24 protein-coding genes are annotated in these 20,177 nt (G+C 72.1%); 14 read left to right on the forward strand and 10 right to left on the reverse strand.

What is annotated here, in order from left to right; translation table 11 throughout:
• The first annotated feature begins 15 nt into the window (after positions 1-15).
• The 6 genes from ACIA5D_RS27700 to ACIA5D_RS27725 are packed head-to-tail and all read left to right on the forward strand — an operon-like array spanning position 16 to position 5,689.
• On the forward strand, positions 16-1,071 hold the full coding sequence (locus tag ACIA5D_RS27700; RefSeq protein WP_396033159.1) for an ABC transporter substrate-binding protein: 1,056 nt from the start codon (positions 16-18) through the stop codon (positions 1,069-1,071).
• Entirely contained in the window at positions 1,068-1,898 is an 831-nt protein-coding gene (locus ACIA5D_RS27705) for an ABC transporter permease (RefSeq protein WP_396033161.1), read from the forward strand. Before ACIA5D_RS27700 ends, ACIA5D_RS27705 begins: the two co-directional genes overlap by 4 nt.
• The gene (locus ACIA5D_RS27710; protein ID WP_396033162.1) at positions 1,874-2,569 is read left to right on the forward strand and encodes an ABC transporter ATP-binding protein; all 696 of its coding nucleotides are present in this window, start codon (positions 1,874-1,876) and stop codon (positions 2,567-2,569) included. The genes ACIA5D_RS27705 and ACIA5D_RS27710 overlap by 25 nt, the downstream gene beginning before the upstream one ends.
• On the forward strand, positions 2,566-3,891 hold the full coding sequence (locus ACIA5D_RS27715) for an LLM class flavin-dependent oxidoreductase (RefSeq protein WP_396033163.1): 1,326 nt from the start codon (positions 2,566-2,568) through the stop codon (positions 3,889-3,891). Before ACIA5D_RS27710 ends, ACIA5D_RS27715 begins: the two co-directional genes overlap by 4 nt.
• Complete coding sequence (locus tag ACIA5D_RS27720) at positions 3,888-4,928, forward strand: LLM class flavin-dependent oxidoreductase (protein ID WP_396033164.1); 1,041 nt, start codon at positions 3,888-3,890, stop codon at positions 4,926-4,928. Before ACIA5D_RS27715 ends, ACIA5D_RS27720 begins: the two co-directional genes overlap by 4 nt.
• Positions 4,928-5,689, forward strand: a complete 762-nt coding sequence (locus ACIA5D_RS27725) for an NADPH-dependent oxidoreductase (RefSeq protein WP_396033165.1) — start codon at positions 4,928-4,930, stop codon at positions 5,687-5,689. Before ACIA5D_RS27720 ends, ACIA5D_RS27725 begins: the two co-directional genes overlap by 1 nt.
• Before the next feature lie 185 nt (positions 5,690-5,874).
• On the opposite strand, the gene ACIA5D_RS27730 is transcribed toward ACIA5D_RS27725, so the two are convergent.
• The gene (locus ACIA5D_RS27730; RefSeq protein WP_396033166.1) at positions 5,875-6,138 is read right to left on the reverse strand and encodes an ArsR/SmtB family transcription factor; all 264 of its coding nucleotides are present in this window, start codon (positions 6,136-6,138) and stop codon (positions 5,875-5,877) included.
• A 115-nt stretch (positions 6,139-6,253) separates the two neighbouring features.
• Between ACIA5D_RS27730 and ACIA5D_RS27735 the strand changes: the two genes are divergently transcribed.
• Positions 6,254-6,943 carry a M23 family metallopeptidase gene (locus ACIA5D_RS27735; protein ID WP_396033167.1) on the forward strand — a complete coding sequence of 230 codons (690 nt, stop codon included), beginning with the start codon at positions 6,254-6,256 and terminating at the stop codon, positions 6,941-6,943.
• 22 nt (positions 6,944-6,965) lie between these two features.
• Entirely contained in the window at positions 6,966-7,736 is a 771-nt protein-coding gene (locus tag ACIA5D_RS27740) for an SDR family NAD(P)-dependent oxidoreductase (protein ID WP_396033169.1), read from the forward strand.
• Positions 7,737-7,983: 247 nt separating this feature from the next.
• Here the strand turns inward: ACIA5D_RS27740 and ACIA5D_RS27745 are convergent, their stop codons facing one another.
• The 4 genes from ACIA5D_RS27745 to ACIA5D_RS27760 form a co-directional block, all read right to left on the reverse strand.
• Positions 7,984-8,601, reverse strand: a complete 618-nt coding sequence (locus tag ACIA5D_RS27745; RefSeq protein WP_396033170.1) for a TetR/AcrR family transcriptional regulator — start codon at positions 8,599-8,601, stop codon at positions 7,984-7,986.
• A 23-nt stretch (positions 8,602-8,624) separates the two neighbouring features.
• A complete protein-coding gene (locus ACIA5D_RS27750) occupies positions 8,625-9,353 on the reverse strand; it encodes an FHA domain-containing protein (protein WP_396033171.1) in 729 nt (242 codons plus the stop codon).
• Between the two features lie 7 nt (positions 9,354-9,360).
• A complete protein-coding gene (locus ACIA5D_RS27755) occupies positions 9,361-9,744 on the reverse strand; it encodes a hypothetical protein (protein ID WP_396033172.1) in 384 nt (127 codons plus the stop codon).
• Between the two features lie 67 nt (positions 9,745-9,811).
• On the reverse strand, positions 9,812-10,060 hold the full coding sequence (locus ACIA5D_RS27760) for an ABC transporter permease (protein WP_396033173.1): 249 nt from the start codon (positions 10,058-10,060) through the stop codon (positions 9,812-9,814).
• Positions 10,061-10,151: 91 nt separating this feature from the next.
• Here ACIA5D_RS27760 and ACIA5D_RS27765 point away from each other — a divergent pair, with 91 nt between their 5' ends.
• From ACIA5D_RS27765 to ACIA5D_RS27775, 3 genes are read left to right on the forward strand one after another with little or no spacing between them, the layout of a single operon-like run.
• Positions 10,152-10,457, forward strand: a complete 306-nt coding sequence (locus ACIA5D_RS27765; protein ID WP_396033175.1) for a hypothetical protein — start codon at positions 10,152-10,154, stop codon at positions 10,455-10,457.
• Between the two features lie 5 nt (positions 10,458-10,462).
• The gene (locus tag ACIA5D_RS27770; RefSeq protein ID WP_396033176.1) at positions 10,463-11,026 is read left to right on the forward strand and encodes a carboxypeptidase regulatory-like domain-containing protein; all 564 of its coding nucleotides are present in this window, start codon (positions 10,463-10,465) and stop codon (positions 11,024-11,026) included.
• Between the two features lie 12 nt (positions 11,027-11,038).
• The gene (locus ACIA5D_RS27775) at positions 11,039-13,621 is read left to right on the forward strand and encodes a hypothetical protein (RefSeq protein ID WP_396033178.1); all 2,583 of its coding nucleotides are present in this window, start codon (positions 11,039-11,041) and stop codon (positions 13,619-13,621) included.
• A gap of 27 nt (positions 13,622-13,648) precedes the next feature.
• On the opposite strand, the gene ACIA5D_RS27780 is transcribed toward ACIA5D_RS27775, so the two are convergent.
• Positions 13,649-15,886: a HelD family protein gene (locus ACIA5D_RS27780; RefSeq protein WP_396033179.1), complete on the reverse strand. Its 2,238-nt coding sequence runs from the start codon at positions 15,884-15,886 to the stop codon at positions 13,649-13,651.
• A gap of 110 nt (positions 15,887-15,996) precedes the next feature.
• On the opposite strand from ACIA5D_RS27780, the gene ACIA5D_RS27785 reads away from it, so the two are divergent.
• From ACIA5D_RS27785 to ACIA5D_RS27795, 3 genes are all read left to right on the forward strand, one after another.
• Positions 15,997-16,338 (forward strand): hypothetical protein, encoded by a 342-nt coding sequence (locus ACIA5D_RS27785; RefSeq protein ID WP_396033180.1) that lies wholly within the window; start codon positions 15,997-15,999, stop codon positions 16,336-16,338.
• Positions 16,335-16,565: a hypothetical protein gene (locus ACIA5D_RS27790; RefSeq protein WP_396033181.1), complete on the forward strand. Its 231-nt coding sequence runs from the start codon at positions 16,335-16,337 to the stop codon at positions 16,563-16,565. Before ACIA5D_RS27785 ends, ACIA5D_RS27790 begins: the two co-directional genes overlap by 4 nt.
• 160 nt (positions 16,566-16,725) lie before the next feature.
• Positions 16,726-17,085: a helix-turn-helix domain-containing protein gene (locus ACIA5D_RS27795; protein WP_396033182.1), complete on the forward strand. Its 360-nt coding sequence runs from the start codon at positions 16,726-16,728 to the stop codon at positions 17,083-17,085.
• Between the two features lie 64 nt (positions 17,086-17,149).
• On the opposite strand, the gene ACIA5D_RS27800 is transcribed toward ACIA5D_RS27795, so the two are convergent.
• The 4 genes from ACIA5D_RS27800 to ACIA5D_RS27815 all read right to left on the reverse strand — a co-directional run bounded on the left by ACIA5D_RS27800 (position 17,150) and on the right by ACIA5D_RS27815 (position 20,113).
• Positions 17,150-17,767 carry a ClpP family protease gene (locus ACIA5D_RS27800; protein ID WP_396033183.1) on the reverse strand — a complete coding sequence of 206 codons (618 nt, stop codon included), beginning with the start codon at positions 17,765-17,767 and terminating at the stop codon, positions 17,150-17,152.
• A complete protein-coding gene (locus tag ACIA5D_RS27805; protein WP_396033185.1) occupies positions 17,764-18,372 on the reverse strand; it encodes a ClpP family protease in 609 nt (202 codons plus the stop codon). Before ACIA5D_RS27805 ends, ACIA5D_RS27800 begins: the two co-directional genes overlap by 4 nt.
• A gap of 127 nt (positions 18,373-18,499) precedes the next feature.
• Positions 18,500-19,531, reverse strand: coding sequence for an LLM class flavin-dependent oxidoreductase (locus ACIA5D_RS27810; protein WP_396033186.1), 1,032 nt, complete (start codon positions 19,529-19,531; stop codon positions 18,500-18,502).
• 69 nt (positions 19,532-19,600) lie between these two features.
• Complete coding sequence (locus ACIA5D_RS27815; RefSeq protein WP_396033187.1) at positions 19,601-20,113, reverse strand: hypothetical protein; 513 nt, start codon at positions 20,111-20,113, stop codon at positions 19,601-19,603.
• Positions 20,114-20,177 lie beyond the last annotated feature (64 nt).

Consider the following 20,177-nt stretch of genomic DNA (forward strand, 5'->3'; position numbering starts at 1 on the left):
CCTGAAAGGATGGCCATGAAGAAGGCGCTAGCCTCTCTGTCTGTTTTGTCGGCTCTACTGGTCCTGTCCGCCTGCGGGAGCAAAGACGCCGCCGCCACCCTCGAGCTGGGCGCGGCGCTGCCCGAGAAGGTTCCGAGCGGCACCGAGATCCGCATCGGCGATCCGTCGATCCAGGCCGTCCTGGGGGTCTCCGGCCTCGGCAAGGAGCTCGCCGACGCCGGCGTGACCGTCGAATGGGCCAACATCAGCGGCGGCCCGCAGAGCATCCAGGCCTTCCGCGGCGACAAGCTCGACTGCAGCGCGGTCGCCGACATCCCCTCGCTCTTCGCGGCCTGGACCGGCACCCCCACGAAGATCGTCTTCCAGTCCGTCACGATCGACCCGCTCCAGCACCCGACGTACGAGCTGGGCGTCGCGCCCGGTTCGCCGGTCGCGTCACTGGCCGACCTGCGCGGCAAGAAGATCGCCTACAGCGCCGGTCAGGCGCAGGGAGCGCTGGTCCTGCGGGTGCTGCAGAAGGCGGGCCTGACCCAGCAGGACGTCACGCTCGTCGACCTGACCAGCACCGGCGACTCGTACCGGACGGCGCTGGGCAGCAAGGCTGTCGACGTGGCCCCGCTCGGCACGTCGACCGTGCGGACGTACAAGTCGAAGTACCCGGGCGCCACCACGATCCCGACCGGCATCCGCGACGACGCGTCGACGCTCTACTGCCTGACCAAGGCGGTGCAGGACTCCGGAAAGGCCGCCGCATTGAAGGCGTACGTCGCCGTGCGCGCCAAGGCGTTGCTGTGGTCCAACGACCACCCGGACGAGTACTCGAAGGCGTACCTCCAGGACGTCCAGGGCCTCAGCGAGGCCGACGCCAAGGCCTACCTCGCCGACAGCGGCGACAAGGGCATCCCGGCGACCTGGGACAACGCCCAGGACCGGCTCCAGGCGACCGCCGACCTGCTGGCCACCGAGCAGAAGCACGACAAGCTCGACGTGAGCACCCTGGTCGACCGCCGCTTCGAGAAGGTCGAGGCGGACGCCGCCGGCGGCAAGGTGGTCACGGGTGACGCGTCATGACCGCCGTTCTCGAGGCGCCGGCGCGTGACACCGCCGACGTCCGCGTCGTCCGCCGCCGCCTCGGTCCGGGCCACCGCATCAAGTTCGCCTTCTGGATCGGCCCGATCGTCCTGATCGCGCTCTGGGCCACCGGCTCCGCCACCGGCCTCATCAACCCGGCGATCCTCACCGCGCCGTGGGACGTGGTCACGGCGTTCCGTACCCAGTGGACCGAGCACGAGCTGCTCGGCGACATCCTGGCCTCGCTGCACCGGGCCGCGCTCGGACTGGCGTTCGGCGTCCTGGCCGGCACCGTGCTCGCCGTGGTCTCCGGCCTCTCCCGGGCCGGGGAGTCGCTGATCGACGGGCCGATCCAGATCAAGCGGTCGGTGCCCACGCTGGCGCTCATCCCGCTGCTGATCGCCTGGTTCGGCATCGGCCAGGAGATGAAGGTCCTCACCATCGCGCTGATCAGCGTGATCCCGATCTACATCAACACGCACAACGGCCTGCGCGGCATCGACGGCCGGTACGCCGAGCTGGCCGAGACGATCGGGATCAGCCGCGGCGAGTTCGTCCGGCACGTGGTGCTGCCGGGCGCGCTGCCCGGGTTCCTGCTCGGCCTGCGGTTCGCGGTGACCTCGTCGCTGCTCGGCCTGGTCGTGGTCGAGCAGTACAACGCGACCGCGGGGATCGGCCACATGATGACGCTCGCCGGCGAGTACGGGCAGACCGACGTCATCGTGGTCGGCCTGGTCATCTACGGCGTCTTCGGGTTCCTCGCCGACACCGCGGTGCGGCTCATCGAAAGGAGGGCGCTCGCATGGCGACGGACACTCGAGAACTGACCGCGGTACGCGTACGCAACCTGCACCGCAGCTTCAGCAAGAACGGCGGCGTCCTCGACGGCCTCGACCTGGACATCCCGGCCGGCGAGTTCGTGGCGCTGATCGGGCGCTCCGGCACCGGCAAGAGCACCCTGCTGCGGGCGCTGGCCGGCCTCGACCGCGACGTCGACGGATACGGCCAGATCCAGGTTCCGGACGCCGTCTCGGTGGTCTTCCAGGACTCCCGGCTGCTGCCCTGGAAGAGGGTGCTGGACAACGTGACCTTCGGGCTGCGCGGCGCCGACGCCGGCCGGCGCGGCCGGGAGGCGCTCGCCGAGGTCGGTTTGGCCGGACGCGAGCGCGCCTGGCCCTACCAGCTCTCCGGCGGCGAGCAGCAGCGCGTCTCGCTGGCCCGCTCCCTGGTCCGCGAGCCGCAGCTGCTGCTGGCCGACGAGCCGTTCGGCGCGCTCGACGCCCTGACCCGCATCAAGATGCACGCCCTGCTGCGCAACCTCTGCGCGGTGCACAAGCCCGCGGTGCTGCTGGTCACCCACGACGTCGACGAGGCGATCGAGCTCGCCGACCGGGTGATCCTGCTCGACCACGGCGTCGTCCACGCCGACGTACGGGTCGACCGCTCGCCCGCCGAACTTCGCAGTTTCCTGCTCGACAAGCTGGGGGTCGCTCGATGAGACAGCTGCACTTCAACCTGTTCCTGCACGACACCGGACACCACGAGGCGTCGTGGCGGCTTCCCGAGTCCGACCCCCGCGCCAACCTCTCGCTGGCCGCCCACCAGCACCTCGCCCGGGTCGCCGAGGACGCCAAGTTCGACTCGGTCTTCCTCGCCGACAGCCCGGTGCTGTGGAGCGACCCCGGCCGCCGCCCGTCCGGCAAGCTGGAGCCGACGCTGCTGCTGGCCGCCCTGGCCGCGACCACCACCCGGATCGGCCTGATCGCGACCGCCTCCACCTCGTACAACGAGCCCTACAACCTGGCCCGCCGGTTCGCGTCGCTCGACCACCTGTCGGGCGGCCGGGCCGGCTGGAACATCGTCACCACCGCCGGCGACGCCGCGGCCCGCAACTTCGGCCTCGACGACCAGCCGCTGCACCGCACCCGGTACGAGCGGGCCGACGAGTTCCTCCGGGTCTCCACCAAGCTATGGGACAGCTGGGCCGACGACGCGATCGTCGCCGACAAATCCGCCGGCGTGCACGCCCGGCGCGACCGGGTGCGGGCCATCGACCACCGGGGGACGTTCTTCCGGGTGGACGGTCCGCTGAACCTGCCGCGCTCGCCGCAGGCTCATCCGCTGCTGGTGCAGGCCGGCTCCTCGGAGGACGGCAAGGAGTTCGCCGCGAAGTGGGCCGAGGCGGTCTTCACCGCCCAGCCCACCCTCGCCGAGAGCCAGGCCTTCTACGCCGACCTCAAGCGTCGCGCCGTGGCGGCCGGACGCGACCCCGACCACGTGGTCATCCTGCCCGGCATCGTGCCGGTCATCGGCGACACCGAAGCCGAGGCCCTCTCGCTGGAGGCGGAGCTGGAACGCCTGATTGCACCGGAATACGCGCTCGCGACGATCGCGCACACCCTGAAGGTCGACCCGTCCCGGCTGCGGCTGGACGAGCCGCTGCCCGACGATCTGCCCCGCGAGGACGAGATCGAGGGCGCCAAGAGCCGCCGCACGCTCATCGTCGACTGGGCCCGCCGCGACAACCTCACCGTCCGCCAGCTGATCGGCAAGCTCGGCGGCGGCCGCGGGCATCGCACGTTCACCGGCACACCCGTCCAGGTGGCCGACACGATCCAGCACTACTTCGAGAACCACGCCGCGGACGGCTTCAACATCATGCCCGCCGTGCTGCCGTCCGGACTTTCCGCCTTCGCCGACAAGGTGATCCCGATCCTTCAAGAACGAGGCCTTTTCCGTACGGAGTACGCAGGCGCGACGTTGCGCGAGCACTACGGCCTTCCCCGCCCGTCCAACGTCTTCGCCGAGGTGGCCCGATGACCTTCCTCTGGTACATTCCCAACACGGTCGAGCCCGGCCACCGCCTCGACGACGCCGTCGAGGGGTACGGCACGCTCGACCACTCCGTCGAGCTGGCCCGCACCGCCGAGGAGCACGGCTGGTCCGGCGCCCTGATCGGCACCGGCTGGGGACGGCCCGACACGTTCACGGTCGCCACCGCGATCGCCGCGCGCACCACCACGTTCCGGCCGCTCGCCGCGATCCGGCCCGGCTACTGGCAGCCGGCCCACTTCGCCAGCGCCGCCGCCACGCTCGACCACCTCAGCGGCGGCCGGCTGCTCATCAACATCGTCAGCGGGCAGGACAACCTAGCCGCGTACGGCGACGCGGAGGGCGACCAGGCCCAGCGGTATGCCCGCACCAAGGAGTTCATGCGCCTCGTCCGTCGCTTGTGGACTTCGGAGAACGTCACCTTCGCCGGCGAGTACTTCCACGTCACCAACTCCACGGTCGTCCCTCGTACGCGTGGCCCTCGCCTGTATTTCGGCGGCGCCTCAGCGGCCGCCGAGCGGGTCGCGGCCACCGAGGCGGACGTGCAGCTGTTCTGGGGCGAGCCCCTCGAAGGCGTCGCCGACCGGATCGACCGGCTGCGCCGCCTCAGCAAGGACCTCGACCGTGACCTGCCGCCGCTGGAGTTCGGGCTGCGCATCACCACGCTCGTCCGCGACACCACCGAGGAGGCCTGGCGCGACGCCTTCGCCCGCGTCGAAGCCATGGCATCCCGCTCGGCCAAGGAGCAGCTTCGCGCACCGGCCGTCGGCCAGCAGCGACTGCTCGACCTGGCGGCCCGCGGCGAGGTGCTCGACAGCTGCCTCTACACGGCACCCGGCCGCTACGGCGGCGGGGGAGCGGGCACGACCTGGCTGGTCGGCTCGGCCGACGACGTGGCGGCGGCGCTCGCCCGCTACGCCGACCTGGGCATCACCCACTTCGTCCTCTCCGACACGCCCTACAAACAAGAGACGGCCCGGGTGGGCGACGCCCTGATCGGCCGGCTCCGAGAGGTGGTGGCCTGATGCCCGGGGTCGCCGGCAACGAGGTGCTGGCCCTGCAGTTGGCGCGCCGCTCGGTGCGCCGGTTCGGCCCGCGCCCGGTCACCGACGAGGAGCTGAGCGCCCTCGTCGCGGCCGCGCAGTCCGCGCCCACCTCGTCCAATCTCCAGCCGTGGAGCGTCGTGGCGGTGCGCGATCCCGACCGCAAGGCCCGGCTGGCGGCGCTGGCCGGCAACCAGGCGTTCGTCGCACAGGCGCCGTTGTTCCTGGTCTGGGTCGCCGACCTGAGCCGGGCCCGTCGCCTCGCCGCCGGCGCCGGGGTTGAGCTGGCGGCGACCGAGTACCTGGAGACCACGCTGATCGGCTTCGTGGACACGGCCCTGGCCGCGCAGAACGCGGTGCTGGCCGCCTCGTCGCTCGGGCTGGGCTCGGTGTTCGTGGGCGCGATCCGCAACCATCCGGCCGAGGTGGCGGCCGAGCTGGGCCTGCCGCCACACGCGGTGGCGACCTTCGGTCTCGCGGTCGGCACGCCCGACCCGGACGAGCCGGCCGGGGTCAAGCCGCGGCTGCCGCCGGCCGCCGTGCTGCACCGGGAGCGCTACGACGCGGCCGCCGACGAGCACATCTCCGCGTACGACGAGCGCCTCGCCGCCTACAACGCCCATTACGGCTTGGCGGGGAACTGGAGCAGCCGGGTGCTGGCCCGGTTGCGCGGCCCCGAGTCGATGGCCGGCCGGCATGTGCTGCGACAGACCCTCGAGGCGTTGGGCCTGCCGTCGCGCTGAGCGCCTCGCATAGTCAGGCCGGCCCTGACTGTGGGGCGGGCCCTGACTGTGGGGCGGGCCCTGACTGTGGGGCGGGCCCTGACTGTGGGGCGGGCCCTGACCGTGGGGCGGGCCCTGACCGTGGGGCGGGCCCTGACCGTGGGGCGGGCCGCATTGCAGCGGCGGCCCGCATCGTGGGGCGTTGGTCATCGCTGGGCGCAGGCGATGATCACTAGGAGGGGGATGATGCGCTCGGGCGGGATCGAGTAGCGCGCGCGGCCCTCGGTGCGCAGCCAGCCGGCCGCTGTCAGCTGCCGCACGTGGTGGTAGAGCTGGCCGGTGCTCTCGATGCCGTCGATCGCCTGCAGCTCGGCGGCCGCGCCGGCGCCGCGCAGCACCTCGCGCAGGATGTGGACCCGGGCGGGGTGGGACAGCGCCGCGAGCACCGGCGTCTGCTCTCCCCAGTCCACCGCTCGGGAGGAATCATGGCTCGCCTGGCCGCCCGCGTACGAATGCCGCTCTTGTTCCTGGTTTTGCTGGTTCTGCTGGGCCAGATGGTTCTCGACTACGACGTCCCGTGGGTGGGTGTCGATCCCGGCGCTGATCGGGGCGATGGCGCTCTCCGCCTTCGTCGGCCGTGTTTGCGCCGAGCCGGTGCTGCTCGAACCCCCGGTCCGCGGGCCCTGGCGCGCGGCGAACAGCCCGGCCAGCCGGGTGCCCAGTCACAGTTTGCACGCGTACGGACAGACGTACGCGATAGATCTTGTCTTTGATCCTCCCGGGGTTGAGCGTCCCGCATCGTCGTGGCGTCGGCCGGCCCACCGCGCGACCGAATTCCCCGGATTGGGCCAGCCGTTGTTTGCGGCGGCGTCCGGCCGCGTCGTGCGGGTGTCGCAGTGGCAGCGTGACCACTGGAGCCGCGCCTCGGTGCCGGGACTGCTGTATCTGCTGGTCGAGGGCATGATCCGCGAGCTGTCGGGCGCGGGCCGGGTGATCGGCAACCACATCGTGGTCGACCAGGGTGACGGCCGCTATGCGCTCTACGGCCACCTCCAGCGTCACTCGGCGATGGTCCGCCCGGGCGATCAGGTGGTGGCCGGGCAGCAGTTGGCACGCTGCGGAAACTCGGGCAACTCGACCGAGCCCCACCTGCACTTCCAGGTGATGGACCACCCGCGGCCGGCCTTCGCGGCCGGGCTTCCGTTCGAGTTCGCCGAGGGCGTGCCGCCCAACGGCACTTTGCTGGACACTTCGAGTTCGTTACAGTCGCTGTAACGAACTCGAAGGAGGCCCGGCCGTGGCGATCGACGGGGGTACGCGCGTGGTGCTGGTGACCGGCGCGAGTCGCGGCATCGGGGCCGCCACTGCGCGGGCGTTCGCCGCGGCCGGGGCTTCGGTGGTGCTCGTCGCTCGTGACGAGCAGCGCCTCGGCGCGGTCCGGGACGAGATCGTCGCGGCCGGCGGGACGGCGCTCGCGATGCCGGCCGACGTCAGCGAGCTCGCCGCGACCGAGGGGATGGTCGAGCGTACGGTCGGCCGGTTCGGGCGACTCGACGTCGCGGTGAACGCGGCCGCCGCGCACGGATCACGACCCCGGCCACTGGCCGAGGTTCCGCCCGGCGAGTTCGACGCCGCCCTCGCGGTGACCTTGCGAGGCACCTTCCTCTCCATGCGCGCCGAGATCCCCGCGATGATCACGGCCGGCGGCGGCGCCATCGTCAACGTCTCCTCGACCGCCGGCCTCCGCTCGATCTCCGGCCTGGCCGGCTACGTCGCCGCGAAGCGCGCGCTGATCGGGCTCACCGAGAGCGCGGCGCTCGACTACGCCGCCCACGGGGTGCGCATCAACGCGATCGCGCCCGGCCCGATCCACACCGAACAGCTCGACCGCGCCGGCGCCGCCGCGCGCGAACACGTCGCCCGGGCGGTCCCGGCGCACCGCCTCGGCACCGTCGACGAGGTGGCAGCGGCCATCCGCTGGCTCTGCGATCCCGAGGCGGCGTTCGTCACCGGCAGCACGCTCGTCATCGACGGCGGGCTGCTCGCCGGAACGCCCACCTTCGCCTGAACCGGGCCGGGCATCGGACGGTCCGGTTTGTCGGCAAGGTGGGCGGGACGCTTCGGGTCGGCGCCGCACATCTGTCGTCGCCGGCGTCGCGGTCTTCGGCATCGCCGGCGCAGGCGCGGTGGGGCGGGGTGCAGCGCGGCGGGGATGGGGGCGCGACGCGGCGGGGCGACGCGGCGGGGGCGCGACGACGGGGCGGCGGCAGGCGCGGGGCAGCGGCAGGCGCGGCGGGGTGCGGGGTGGCGGCACCCTACGGCCAGGCGGCCAGGCCGTCGGCCAGCAGGTCGAACGCCTCCTTGGCGGCGCTGCGCATCCGCTCGTCGAGCTCGGCGGCGGGCTCCCCGGCCAGCAGCCCTTCGCGGTACCCGGCGATCACGGCCTGGTGGACCGCGATGAGGGACTGAGCGGCCACATCAGGCCGCAGATCGCCGGGCCGGGCGTCGATGTCGGCCGCGATCTGGTCGCGGAGGCGGTCTGCGTAGCGGGCCAGGATCTCGCGCTCGCGCACCCGCAGCGCCGCGCTGGACGCGAGCAGGGCCGCCAGCGCGGTCGCCCGGGGTTGCGTGCCGCGCGCGTACGTGTCGAGAAGAAACATCCGCACAGCGGCCAGGACGGTGGCGCCCGAAGCCCGTGACCGGACCGCCGCCAGCAGGGCGGCCTCGAACGCCTGATCGCCGGAGTAGACCAGGTCTTCCTTCGTGGCGAAGTGATTGAAGACCGTCTTCTCGGTGACACCCGCCGCGGCGGCGACCTCGACGACGGAGACCCGCTCGAAACCGCGCTCGGCGAACAGATCCATGGCCGCGGCGGCGATGCGGGCACGGGTCTCTTCCTTGCGCTGCTGGCGCAGGCGGGGCGGCGCGTTCATTACGGTCACTGTAAGCCCGGCGATCAGGAGGTCGGCGGCCACGGGGCGCTCTGCAGCCGGCGCAGGCGGGCGGCGGCGCTCACGTGCAGAACGATGCCGGCGATCAGCGTGAACGAGCCGAGCGCGGCCAGCGCGAATCCGATGGCGCCGAGCGGGATGCCGCCGATGACGTCCGGACCGAGCGGCGACGGCGCGTCCGACGGCTGCGTCTCCGGGCCCAGGTCGGGAACCGCCTGGATGAACGCGATGACCCCGTACCCGAAGAGGCAGAAACCTACGGCGAGGCAGAGGAAGCCGAAGGAGACCAGCCATCGCCCCTTGGTCTTGGTGGCGGAGATGTCGGCGAGGAAGCTCTCCCGCTCGGCCCGGATGTAGTTGATCTGGTCGCGACCGGCCATGTTGATCTGGTTGGCGTTCTGCTGCCCCGCCTGGAACGAGACGTCGTGCCGGCCGCCGTCGGAACCGGCGACCCGGGCGCTCACGCTGCCGAAGGAGACGACGTCGCCGGCGCGGATCTCGGCGGAGCCCTGGATCCGGCTGCCGTTGACGTAGGTGCCGTTGAGCGAGCCGAGGTCGTGCACCGTCATCCGGCCGTGGCCCAGCTCGATGGTCGCGTGCCGCCGGCTGACCGTCGGGTCGTCGAGCCGCGCCGCGAGGTCGGCGTCCCGGCCGACCGTCGTCGTGGCCGAGCTCAGCGGGATCCGGACGTGGCTGAGGTGCGGCGTGGTCACCTCGAGGGCGGGCTCGGACATGGAGCGCTCAATGCAGCAGGCTGAGCACCGCGGCGCCGGCGGGGCCGAGCCAGCGTCCGAGGGTGGTGAGCGGTGCGACGAGCGCCGCGCCGGCGGACGCCAGCGCGCCGTAACGGCCCAGCGACTCGGCCACGCGCTCGATGAGCCGGGCGGACTCCTGCCGATTCGGCGCCCCTGCGGCCAACTCACGCTCGACCGCGACGGTGTCTGTCAAAACCTGCTCGCGTACGCCCGGCGGCAGGGCAACCTGCGCGACCGCGGCCCGGAGAGCCCGCGCGGCCGCGTACGCATCGTGCAGTTGGATTGTCGTGCCCTGCGGGCCGGTGACGTATTGATTGCCGCCCGCCATATTGATCTGCGCGGCATTCTGATTGTTGATGTTGAATACCATGTCGACTTCTTCCGGGGAGTGTTCTACCTGGAAGGCTAGTCGCGGCCGCGCGCGCGGGACCGGATAGTCATTGATCCGTCAAGCGGAGGTTCCGGCGCCATTCCATGCGGGCCAGAAGGCTGAACGCGATGGTGGCGACGGCCAGCCCGATCACGATCGCCCACTCCAGCGCGCCGTTGCCGTGGTCGGGATCCCAGCCGGTGAGCGCCTCGATCCATTCGCGCGAGATCGCGGTGACCACGGTCAGGACGGCCGTGATCGAGGCGAGGACCGCCTCGGCCCAGAATCGCGTCGGCAGGCCGCGTGATCGATTCATGGCTCCATTGTGGTGCGGCCGGATCGGCATTCCCGGGTTCGTCCTAGATCCGACCGTTGCTTTCCGGACCACCGGCGTAATTTCGGTAGTCATGGCGAGCAAATTGATTGCTTCGACCGGAAAGGTGTCCGAGCTGCGTGTCATCGAGTTGCGCAGCCGCCACGGGCCGGAGAACGACCAGATCGATGTCGAGGTGGTGGCGAAACTCGACTCCGTCCCCGATCGCGGGCTCGGCTTCCAGCTTCGTGACGACGACAACCGGCCGGTCCGGCAGGGCATGCTCGATCTGCTCCGCGATGCCTTCACCACCGGTTGCCGGACCAGGATCGAGTACTCGATCGACCTGGACGCCGGCAAGCACAACGGCATCGTCGTACGCGTGATTCTCCAGAAGTAGGCGTCATGGCGACCGATGCCAGAATCGTCGTCACCGGCCAGGTAGACGCGGGGGTGGGTAGCGCGCGTGCCTGCCTGGCCCGCGGTCATGTCGCCGTGGCGACGGCCGACGCCGACGAGAGTGGCCGGTTCGAGCTCTCCGCGAGCGGCCCGGCCGGACCGCTCCTGCTGCTCGTCCTCGCCGACGGCCGCGACGCCGTCCGCCGCCGCCTGGAGGCCGGGCAACCCGAGTCGGCGGTGGACGTGGGCCGGCTCGAGCTCGTCCCGGTCGAGTGGCCCGCGGGCGTACACGGAACGCTCTGGGACGAGGACGCGCAGGCACCGGTCCCGGGTGGGATGGTGACGCTCTCGACGAGCGACCGGGCCGTCGCCGGGCCGGTGCGGGCCGACCCGGACGGCACGTTCACGATCCGGATGAGCTGCGAACGGCCACTGCCACCGGGCGACTACCGGCTCGAAGCCGTCGCTCCCGGCTGGTCGCCCGCGGTCCGGTCGGTGCGGATCGCCCTGGAGCCGTCCGTCACCTCGACCGGCCGGATCCACCTCGATCCGCTCCCCCGGAACGGCTGAGGAAGGGACGTCGTGCGCATCACCCCGATCGGCCCGCGGAACGACAACACGCACTTCTCCTTCGGCGGCGACTACCAGTCGGTGTCCGGCAAGCAACTGTGCATAGCCTGCTCGCCGGACGGCGGTCGCGCCTACCTCGGCGGCCAGGCCGGCGTCTGGCGTTCCCGCGACGGCGGTCTGCACTGGAACCACCTCGAATGGGCGCAACCGCCGCAGGACCGGCCCCGTCCGCCCGGCGCGCTGCCGGTGACCAACGTCTACGACCTGTGGGTGCACCCCGACCGGCCGGACGTGGTGCTCGCCGCCACCGGCCGCGATTTCCGGCGCCCGGAGGCCGGCGGCGTCTACCGCTCCACGGACGCCGGCGAGACCTGGGCGCTCGTGCACCAGTTCCTGGACGGCGCCGGCAATCCCACCATGGCCTGCACCTTCGGCGGCGCCCCGGACGACCCCGAGTTGGTGTTCGCCGGCGGATCGGGCGGGCTCGCGGCGAGCGCCGACGGCGGCCGTACCTGGCGGGCCGTGGCGGTGGCGCCCTCGGCCGCGGTCAACCACGTCCTGGTGGGCGCGGCCGCCGGCGGCACGCGCCACGTGTACGCCTCCGGGTCCGCCTTCTGGCACTCGGCGGACGGCGGTGTCACCTGGCGTGCCGACCCGGGCGGGCCGGCCATCGGCCCGCCGACCGACGGGGTGGGTGAAAGCTCCCGCGCCACCTGCCTGCACCCGGGCAGTCCTCGGATCGTCTATGCCCGCCGGGTCGTCCCGGCCGGTGACACGAACGTCGAGGAGCTGCTCAAGGGGGACTTCCCGGCCGGCGACGGCGCCGGCAGCTGGACGCGGCTGCCGAATCCGCCGATCGGCTACGCCGGCACCACCGCCAGCGGCGCGAGCTTCGTCCTCGCCCACCGCGCGCCCGACGGTCAGCTGCTTCTCGTCGTCTCCGACCGCCGCACCACCCACCTGGCGGTCGGCGAGCCGAACGAGGTCACCGACTGGATCAGGATCGACGGCGACCCGGTGCACGTCGACCCGCACGGCCTGGCCGCGAGCCGCGACCTGCGGCGCAGTCCCGCGCCGTCGATGGGACGGCTCTTTCTGGTCAGCGACGGCGGCGCGTACGTGTCGACCGATGGCGCCCGCAGTTGGACCCAGGGCCGGGGTCTGTCCACACTGGGCCTGGTCAACGCGGCGGTGCTCTCGGTGGACGGCCGGCCGCGGGGCATCTGCCTGCAGAGCGGCGACAACTCCGGGTTCTACAGCCGCGACGGCGGGACCACGTGGGCGACCCAGGACTACGTCGGCGGGGACAACGACTGCACCTTCGCCGATCCGCGTCAGCCCAGCCGCCTGGTCGTGTTCGCGCCCCGCGCCGGCAACCGCGAGATCTTCCTCTACACCGGTCCCGGCGGCGCCGTGCCCGACGCCGCCCGCGGCACGACCCAGCGGCATCGCGTCAAAGGGCCGCCATTGGAGGACGGCCAGGACAACGCGCTGTGGAACGCGGTCAGCGGCTTCTACTTCGCCGGCTACCGGCCGCTGGTGCTCACCCGCGCCGACGAGCAACCGCTGCCGGACGGGGACTTCGTAGTGATCTGGACGCAGCTCGCGGCCGATCGTGCCCAGCTGTTACGCACCACCAAGCTCTCCTCGCTGACGGCGAGCGACGACTGGGTGACCGCTGCCGTCGCCGACGGCCCGGGCGTCAAGGTCTTCCGGCAGGGCCCGCCGCTGCCGGTCACCGTCGACGTCGTCCAACCGAGTGGGGGCCACGCGCGGCCGACGTTCACGGTCGCCGAGTCCCGCGGCTCCCGGCGCGCGTTCCGGTGGCGGTCGGGCATGGCGAGCTGGGCGACGCTGGTGCCGTCGGCCGGCGCGGGACCCCGTCAGGCCGTCCGGTTCTTCGCCGACCCGTACCGCCCCGACCTGGTCTACGTGCTGGACACCGACCACGTCTGGCGCACCGACGACGGCGGCGGCCATTGGGTCGTCGACGCCGGCCTGGAACGGGTGCTGACCCTCGACGCGTTCTCGTTCGCCCAGCGCGGCTCCGGCGCGCTGCTGCGCGACATGGCCTTCGACCCGCGTCTCGACGTCCGGTTCGCCGCCGGCCCGCGCGGCGTCTTCCACACGGCGGACGGCGCGAACTGGCGGCACCTGGCGTTGAGCTCGGCGCTGGGCGCCCAGGTCAACGGCCTCTTCTACGACCCGGGCGTCACCCCGTGCGACCGATCGCTGTACGCGTCGACGACGGCCCGCGGACTGTTGCGCCTCCATCCGCTCCCGCCCGAGTGGGACACCCCGCTGGGCAGCGTCAACGCCGCCACCGGCCATCTCACCGAACTGCGGGTGCACGAGCTCGGCAGCGGCTTCGGCCCGCCGACCGACCGCCTCGACGCCGAGGTCGTGGTCCAGCTCGACGCCGAGCCCGGCAAGGCCTTCGGCTTCCCGTTGCGGACCGGCAACGGCGAGGCCCAGGCCGGCGGCATGCTCGACCTGTTGCGCGACGTGTTCCGGACCGGCCGCCGGGTGCGGCTCGAATACGTCCGCACCGGCTGCCGCATCGGCACCCTGATCCGGGTGGTCGAGCCCGACTGATCGTCGCGCCGGCTCTCGGCAGCGCGATCAACGAGCGCCGGCGGGTTCGGGCAGGGGCTTGCTGTGCAGGATGGTCAGGCTCGCGACCGCCCGCGTCAGCACGACGTAGAGCCGGTTGAGGCCGCGCGGCTCGGCGGCCACGATGTCGGCCGGCTCGACGACGATCACGTGGTCGAACTCCAGGCCCTTGACCAGGCCGGCCGGCAGGAAGTCGGTCGAGAGGGTCGCGCCGTCCGCGGCGATCACGGCGAGCGTCGCCTCGGCGGGCGCCGCCGCGACGGCTTCCCGCACCGCGGCGTCCAGGTCGTCGACCCGGCGGATCGTGAGGTCGCCACCCGGGCGGTAGGACCGCGTCGGGGTGAGGCCGGGAGCGAGGCACCGCGCCGCGTAGTCGGCGATCACCTGCGGAACCCGGTAGCCGGTGTTCAGCTCGAGCGTGCGGGATTCCCTCTTGCCGAGCCGCGTGACCAGCACGGCCCATGAGCCCGCGGCCAGCGGGTGGGTCGCCTGGCCGAGGTCGCCGACGATCGTCATCGACGCGTGCTCCGCCCTGCGGGCGATCATGCGGCACTCCATCGGGGACAGGTCCTGCGCCTCGTCGAGGATCACGTGCAGGTAGGGCTCCTCGGCCGGGCCGTCGTCGGGTTCCTCGACCGGCAGCGGCTCGGCCAGCAGCGGCACGTAGCCGTCCTCGCCGTGCGGGTCGTAGCCGTCGGTCCAGCCGACGACCTTGTGCCCCTCGCGCAGGATGACGAGCTCGGCCCACCGCTGCGCCACCACCACCGCGTCGTTGTCGATGCGCTGGCCGGCGACCGCGATCGGCGTGGGGTGCCCGGGCGCGTACAGCTCCCAGCCGTCGCGCAGCCCGCAGGAGAGGACGAAGGTGCCGACCGTACGGGTGCCGGAGGTGAGCTCGCGCAGTCTCCACTCCGGCTCGGCCGTCCGGGGCGCGGGCGGCGGGTCGCCGAGAAGCCCGGCCAGCTCATCGAGCAAGGGCACGTCATCCACCGAAAAATCGCGGTTCTCGTACGAGGTGGCAAGCGCGCCCGCCTCGTCGGCGTCCAGGCCCGTCACCCGCTCGGGGGCGGCCAGCCACGAGAGAACCTCGGCGGGGGTGAGCACCGGCCACCACGAGAACAGGAACTGGTGGAACTCGCCGCGCCCCGCGATCTCGTCGATGAAGAGCTTCCGGTCGAGGTGTTCACCGTCCACCCGGGACCAGAGCGCCCCGAGGAGGGCCGCGGCCGCGGCTCGGCGCGCGGCGTTGGGCAGGGTGGCCTTGGCGCGAACCTTGCGGCGCGCGGAGGCGAGGTCGTCCGCGTCGAGTTTGAGCACCTGCCCCGCGTACACGATGCGCATGTGACTTGGCGCTTCCGGCGGCGCCTGCCAGATCAGCTCGCCGAGCACCCCCAGCATCCGTTCGTCACCCTTGACGGCCGCGACCCCGGCGGCGTCGCGCCGCGTCGCCACCACCCCGTCGACCAGCTCGCCGATCGCACGCAGGTGCACGCTATCTTCCCCCAGCGACGGCAGCACCCGGGCGATGTAGCTGGTGAACACCGTCGACGGCCCGACCACCAGGATCCGCCCGTCGGTGAAGCGGCCCCGGTCGGTGTACAGCAGGTACGCCGCCCGGTGCAGCGCCACCTGGGTCTTGCCCGTCCCCGGACCACCGGTGATCACCGTGACGCCGCGGGCGGGCGCCCGGATCGCCTCGTCCTGCTCGCGCTGGATGGTGGTGACGATGTCGCGCATGTGCGGCCCGCGTGAGCGGCGCAGCGCCGCCAGCAGCGCGCCCTCGCCGAGCACCCGCAGGTCGCCGGCGCTTTCGGCAAGCACGTCGTCGTCGAGGTCGAGGACCCGTTGGCCGCGGCAGATGATGACCCGGCGGCGCAGCACGCCGAGCGGGTCGCCGGTGGTGGCCCGGTAGAACGGCGCGGCGGCCGGCGCCCGCCAGTCGATGAGCAGCGGCTCGGTGCCGTCGCGGACGCCCAGCCGTCCGATGTGGTACGTCTCGTGGTCGTCGAAGTCGAGCCGGCCGAAGACGAGCCCCTCCTCCTCGGCGTCGAGAGCCCGGAGCCGGGTCGCGGCCCGGTGGACCAGCGCGTCCCGCTCGACCAGCCCGGTGACCGGTCCGGCGGCGGCCCGGCGGTGACCCTCGTGGGCGAGCGCGCCCGCCCCTTCCCGCATCGCGTCGAGCCGCGCGTAGACCCGGTCGACGATTTCCTGCTCGGCGGCGATCTCCAGCGTTCTGACATCGGGCACGCACCGAGAATATGCGCTGGTCAGGCACCAGAAATCATCATCTGCGACGATTCGGGCGGGGTGGTCGGGCGGCTACAATGAAGGTGGCGGACAGGATCGATGATGAACGGGTGACTCTGCGCCGCCCGTACGCTCATCGCCTGTTCTTCCTGTTTTTCGGGGCATTGTTCCTCACCGGGGCCGTGGCGCTCGCCGGCCTGATGATCGGCGACGGCCTCGGCTGGTGCGGCTGGCTCTTCTGCGGGGTCTCCGCCCTGGTCGCGCTGGGGGTGGGCATCCACTCCCAGCGGTACGCGGTGCTGCCGTTCCGCATCGACATCGACCACCTCGGCTGGACCGTGCGGACCCCGACCTCGACCGCTACCTGCGCTGGGACGAGATCGCCGCGGTGGCGATCGCCGACGGACCGAAGCGGTCCGCGGTCCTGCTCGTCGCGCCGGCGCCCGGGGTGAGCATCGACGTGCCGCCCGCCGCGCGGGCCACCCTCGACGATCGGCCGGCCGTCGAGCTGTTCCGGCTCGACGAGCTGGCCTACGACGAGGCGCGGTTCGCCCACGACCTGGCCGCGCTGGCCGGCGACCGCTTCCAGAACCACGTGGCGCGCCGGACCGGCCGATCGGCGAGGAGCTCAGCCCGTTCCCGGAGGTGCCCGACGACCGCCGGCCGCGGCGGCAGCTGAAAGGCCCGCCCTGATCTTCGGCGCCGTGGCCCGTTCGGGGTGTCGCTGTGGCGCGTGCTGGGGCTGCTCGGCGCGCCGTTGAGGGTGGCGCGGCGTGCCTTCTACGCTCGTGGCTGAACGGGGTTACGGCGGCAACGCCCCGGTCAGTACCGTGTGGGCCATGACCGAGAACGCCCGGCCCCGGCCCCTGCTCCGCACGGTGGTGGGCGAGGCGCTGCGCCGCCATCGGCAAGACCAGCGACGCACCCTGGCCGAGGTCGCGCGCGAGGCCTGCGTCTCGGTGCAGTACCTCTCCGAGGTCGAGCGCGGCCGCAAGGAGCCCAGCTCCGAGATCCTGGCCGCCGTGTGCGAGGCGCTGCAGGTCGAGCTGTCCGACCTGGTGGTCGAGGTGGGGCACGACCTGGCCTTCGACCGGGCCCCGGCCGACGTCGTGCGCCTCCGTCTCGCGTCGATCACACCCATCGCCCCGATGGCGCCGCCGGTGCGCCGTTCCGGCACCACCATGCTGCTGGCCGCCTGACCAGTCGCCCGCCGCGCCACCCTTCAGCGCCGCGCCACCCCTCAGCGCCGCCGCGCCACCCGATTCAGGCGGCGCTGTCGAGGCGGTACGCCCGCGCTTCCCGCCGGGTGATCACCTTGTCGGCCAGGCCGTAGGCGACCGCCTCCGCCGCCGACAGGGTCATGCTGCGATCGGTGTCGGCCCGGATCTTCGCGACCGGGTGGCCGGTGTGGTCGGCCAGGATCTGATCCATCTCGGCGCGCACCTTCGCCACCTCCTTGGCCTCGACCGCCAGGTCGGGCAGCGTGCCCCGCGCCTGGCTGGACGGCTGGTGCAGGGTCACCTTCGCGTGCCGCAGCACCGACCGCTTGCCCGGTGTGCCCGCCGCGAGCAATGCCGCCGCCGCCGACGCCGCCTGCCCCACGCAGATGGTGGCGATGTCACAGCGGATGAAATGCATGGTGTCGTAGATCGCGGTGAGCGCGCTGAACGAGCCGCCGGGCGAGTTGATGTACAGCCCGATCTCTTGTTCCCCGCTCGATTCCAGGTGGATGAGCTGGGCGATCACGACGTTGGCGACGCCGTCGTCGATCTCGGTGCCGAGGAAGATGATGCGGTCGGACAGCAGCCGTGAGTAGATGTCGAAGGCCCGCTCGCCGGTCGCGGTCCTCTCGATCACGGTGGGGATCGTGTACTGGCTCATACGCTCAGTCCCATCGGCTCGCGGGTCATGCCCGGGCGTACGTCGTCGACGCTGTCGAGGATGTGGTCGATGAGGCCGTAGTCGCGTGCCTCCTCGGCGGTGAACCATCGGTCGCGGCGGCTGTCGAGCTCGACCGTGTCGTACGCCTGGCCGGTGTGTTCGGCGGTGAGCCGCAGCAGCAGCGTGCCTATCCGCTCGAGCTGCTCGGCGTAGATCTCGACGTCGGCCGCGGTGCCGCCGAAGCCGGCCGAACCCTGGTGCATGAGGACCTGCGCATGCGGCAGCGCGAATCGCTTGCCGGGCGTGCCGGCGGTGAGCAGGAACTGCCCCATGCTGCCGGCCAGCCCCAGCGCGAGGGTGCTGACGTCGTTGGGGATCAGCCGCATCGTGTCGAAGATGGCCAGGCCGGCGCTGACCGACCCGCCGGGCGAGTTGATGTAGAGGCTGATCGGGGCGCGCGGATCTTCGGCCGACAGCAGCAGCAACTGGCCGCACAGCCGGTTGGCGACCGGGTCGTCGACCTCGCTGCCGAGGACGATGATGCGCTGGTGGAGCAGCCGGGCGGTCACCTGGTCGTCGACGGAAACACCGGTGGCTACTTGCATGACGTTCTCCCTCGGGCTTGGCCGGAACTTCTGGATCCACCTTGGGTCGGTGGGAAGCTCCGGACCAAGCCGATCTGCCATCAGCAGATGCGGGCCTCGAAACGTCTGCCAACAGCAGAAAAAGGGGTCACGAAGAGACGAGCTCGCGGACCATGGGAGCGACCTTCGTGCCGAACAACTCCACGGCCCGGCTGCGGGCGCTCACGCTCTGCGCCCCGGCCGTGTAGATCAGGTCGAAGCGCCCCACGTCGAGCGTCGTGACCGCCTTGGCAATCTTGCGCGCCACCGTGTCGGGCGAGCCGATGTACAGCGACCCGTGCGCGACCTCGGCGTCGAACTCGGCGCGCCGCAGCGGCTGCCATCCCCGCAGCTTGCCGATGCGGTCCCGGATGACCTTGTACGCCGGGTAGAACAGCTCCTTGGCCTCCTCGTCGGTGTCCGCGATGAAGCCGGGCGAGTGCATGCCGACCGGGTGCGCGACCGTGCCGAGCTGGTCGGCTGCCCGCTTGTAGAGGTCGATGTAGGGCGCGAAGCGGTCGGGCTGCCCGCCGATGATGGCCAGCATCAGGGGCAGGCCGTAACGGGCTGTGCGGACCACCGACTGCGGGGAGCCGCCGACGCCGACCCATGCGTCCAGCCGGCCCGACTCGGTCTTGGGGAACACGTCGGCGTTCTCGAGGGCGGCGCGCGTGGTGCCGCTCCAGGTGACCGGTTCCTCGTCGAGCAGCTTCACGAACAGGTCGAGCTTCTCCTCGAAGAGCACGTCGTAGTCGGTCAGGTCGTACCCGAACAGCGGGAACGACTCGGTGAACGAGCCCCGGCCCAGGATCGCCTGGGCGCGACCGTGGGACAGCGCGTCGACGGTCGCGAACCGCTGATGCACCCGGACCGGGTCGTCCGAGCTCAGCACGGTCACGCCGGAGGCGAGCTTGATGCGCTTGGTGCGGATGGCGATGCCGGCCAGGACGGTCTCGGGGGTGGAGATCGAATACTCCGGGAGGTGGTGCTCGCCGAGGGCGATCACGTCGACGCCGAGATCGTCGGCGAGCACGGCCTCGTCGACGACCTGCCGGATCGCGGCCGCGTGGGACACGGGTACGCCGGAGTCGCCGACCGGCACGTCGCCGAAGGTGTCGAGACCGAGCACGAGATCACTCATGATGCTTGTCCTCCTGTAATTGACATGTCAATCAAGCGATCGGCAGGTCAAACACGAAGGACCGCGAACTTATGCCCGCGACTTGCGCACCAGTAGTTGGCGATGGGCGTTCTTCCAGATCACGGTCAGCGTCCAAGTGCTGACCGACGAGATCCGGTCGGATCGGGTGACCTTCGCGCCGCCGGCGTGCTCCTGCGGGCAGGGGTCGCCCGGCGACGGCGGCGGCGTGGTGCCCGAGATCCCCGCGTCCGCGCCGTCGATCCGGAAGCCGGTCACGTCGTGATAGCCGGAACTGGCTCGCGTGACGGCGACCCGCAACTCGTAGTGCCCGTAGTCGTGCTGGTGCACCACGCGGAACGGGCTCGCGCCGCAGGAGACCGTGTAGGTGTCCTCGCCCCAGAACCCGTGCTGGAAGGCGACGCCGGCCGCCCGCGCGGCAAGCGCCGCCGGCGACCAGCCGAACGCCTTCCGGACTTCCGTCGCGCCGACGTACCCGGCGTTCGTCTCGGGATCGAAGGTCACCGGCGCCGGCGCGAGCCCGGCGGCGAGGGCCGCGCCGGCGGCGGCGAGTTGGGAAAGCATGTCCGACTCCTGACCTTGGCCTGCGGTGTTCATCGCACCTAACGATCATTCCCGCCGGGCGGCG

Source organism: Actinoplanes sp. NPDC051513 (assembly GCF_044454685.1).
Taxonomy (GTDB): domain Bacteria; phylum Actinomycetota; class Actinomycetes; order Mycobacteriales; family Micromonosporaceae; genus Actinoplanes.

What these genes read in the sequence shown, in the direction of transcription:
- ACIA5D_RS27700 (WP_396033159.1), top strand. Translation starts at nt 16, where the DNA reads ATGAAGAAGGCGCTAGCCTCTCTGTCTGTTTTGTCGGCTCTACTGGTC.
- ACIA5D_RS27705 (WP_396033161.1), top strand. Translation starts at nt 1,068, where the DNA reads ATGACCGCCGTTCTCGAGGCGCCGGCGCGTGACACCGCCGACGTCCGC.
- ACIA5D_RS27710 (WP_396033162.1), top strand. Translation starts at nt 1,874, where the DNA reads ATGGCGACGGACACTCGAGAACTGACCGCGGTACGCGTACGCAACCTG.
- ACIA5D_RS27715 (WP_396033163.1), top strand. Translation starts at nt 2,566, where the DNA reads ATGAGACAGCTGCACTTCAACCTGTTCCTGCACGACACCGGACACCAC.
- ACIA5D_RS27720 (WP_396033164.1), top strand. Translation starts at nt 3,888, where the DNA reads ATGACCTTCCTCTGGTACATTCCCAACACGGTCGAGCCCGGCCACCGC.
- ACIA5D_RS27725 (WP_396033165.1), top strand. Translation starts at nt 4,928, where the DNA reads ATGCCCGGGGTCGCCGGCAACGAGGTGCTGGCCCTGCAGTTGGCGCGC.
- ACIA5D_RS27745 (WP_396033170.1), bottom strand. Translation starts at nt 8,601, where the DNA reads ATGAACGCGCCGCCCCGCCTGCGCCAGCAGCGCAAGGAAGAGACCCGT.
- ACIA5D_RS27750 (WP_396033171.1), bottom strand. Translation starts at nt 9,353, where the DNA reads ATGTCCGAGCCCGCCCTCGAGGTGACCACGCCGCACCTCAGCCACGTC.
- ACIA5D_RS27755 (WP_396033172.1), bottom strand. Translation starts at nt 9,744, where the DNA reads ATGGTATTCAACATCAACAATCAGAATGCCGCGCAGATCAATATGGCG.
- ACIA5D_RS27760 (WP_396033173.1), bottom strand. Translation starts at nt 10,060, where the DNA reads ATGAATCGATCACGCGGCCTGCCGACGCGATTCTGGGCCGAGGCGGTC.
- ACIA5D_RS27765 (WP_396033175.1), top strand. Translation starts at nt 10,152, where the DNA reads ATGGCGAGCAAATTGATTGCTTCGACCGGAAAGGTGTCCGAGCTGCGT.
- ACIA5D_RS27770 (WP_396033176.1), top strand. Translation starts at nt 10,463, where the DNA reads ATGGCGACCGATGCCAGAATCGTCGTCACCGGCCAGGTAGACGCGGGG.
- ACIA5D_RS27795 (WP_396033182.1), top strand. Translation starts at nt 16,726, where the DNA reads ATGACCGAGAACGCCCGGCCCCGGCCCCTGCTCCGCACGGTGGTGGGC.
- ACIA5D_RS27800 (WP_396033183.1), bottom strand. Translation starts at nt 17,767, where the DNA reads ATGAGCCAGTACACGATCCCCACCGTGATCGAGAGGACCGCGACCGGC.
- ACIA5D_RS27805 (WP_396033185.1), bottom strand. Translation starts at nt 18,372, where the DNA reads ATGCAAGTAGCCACCGGTGTTTCCGTCGACGACCAGGTGACCGCCCGG.
- ACIA5D_RS27810 (WP_396033186.1), bottom strand. Translation starts at nt 19,531, where the DNA reads ATGAGTGATCTCGTGCTCGGTCTCGACACCTTCGGCGACGTGCCGGTC.
- ACIA5D_RS27815 (WP_396033187.1), bottom strand. Translation starts at nt 20,113, where the DNA reads ATGCTTTCCCAACTCGCCGCCGCCGGCGCGGCCCTCGCCGCCGGGCTC.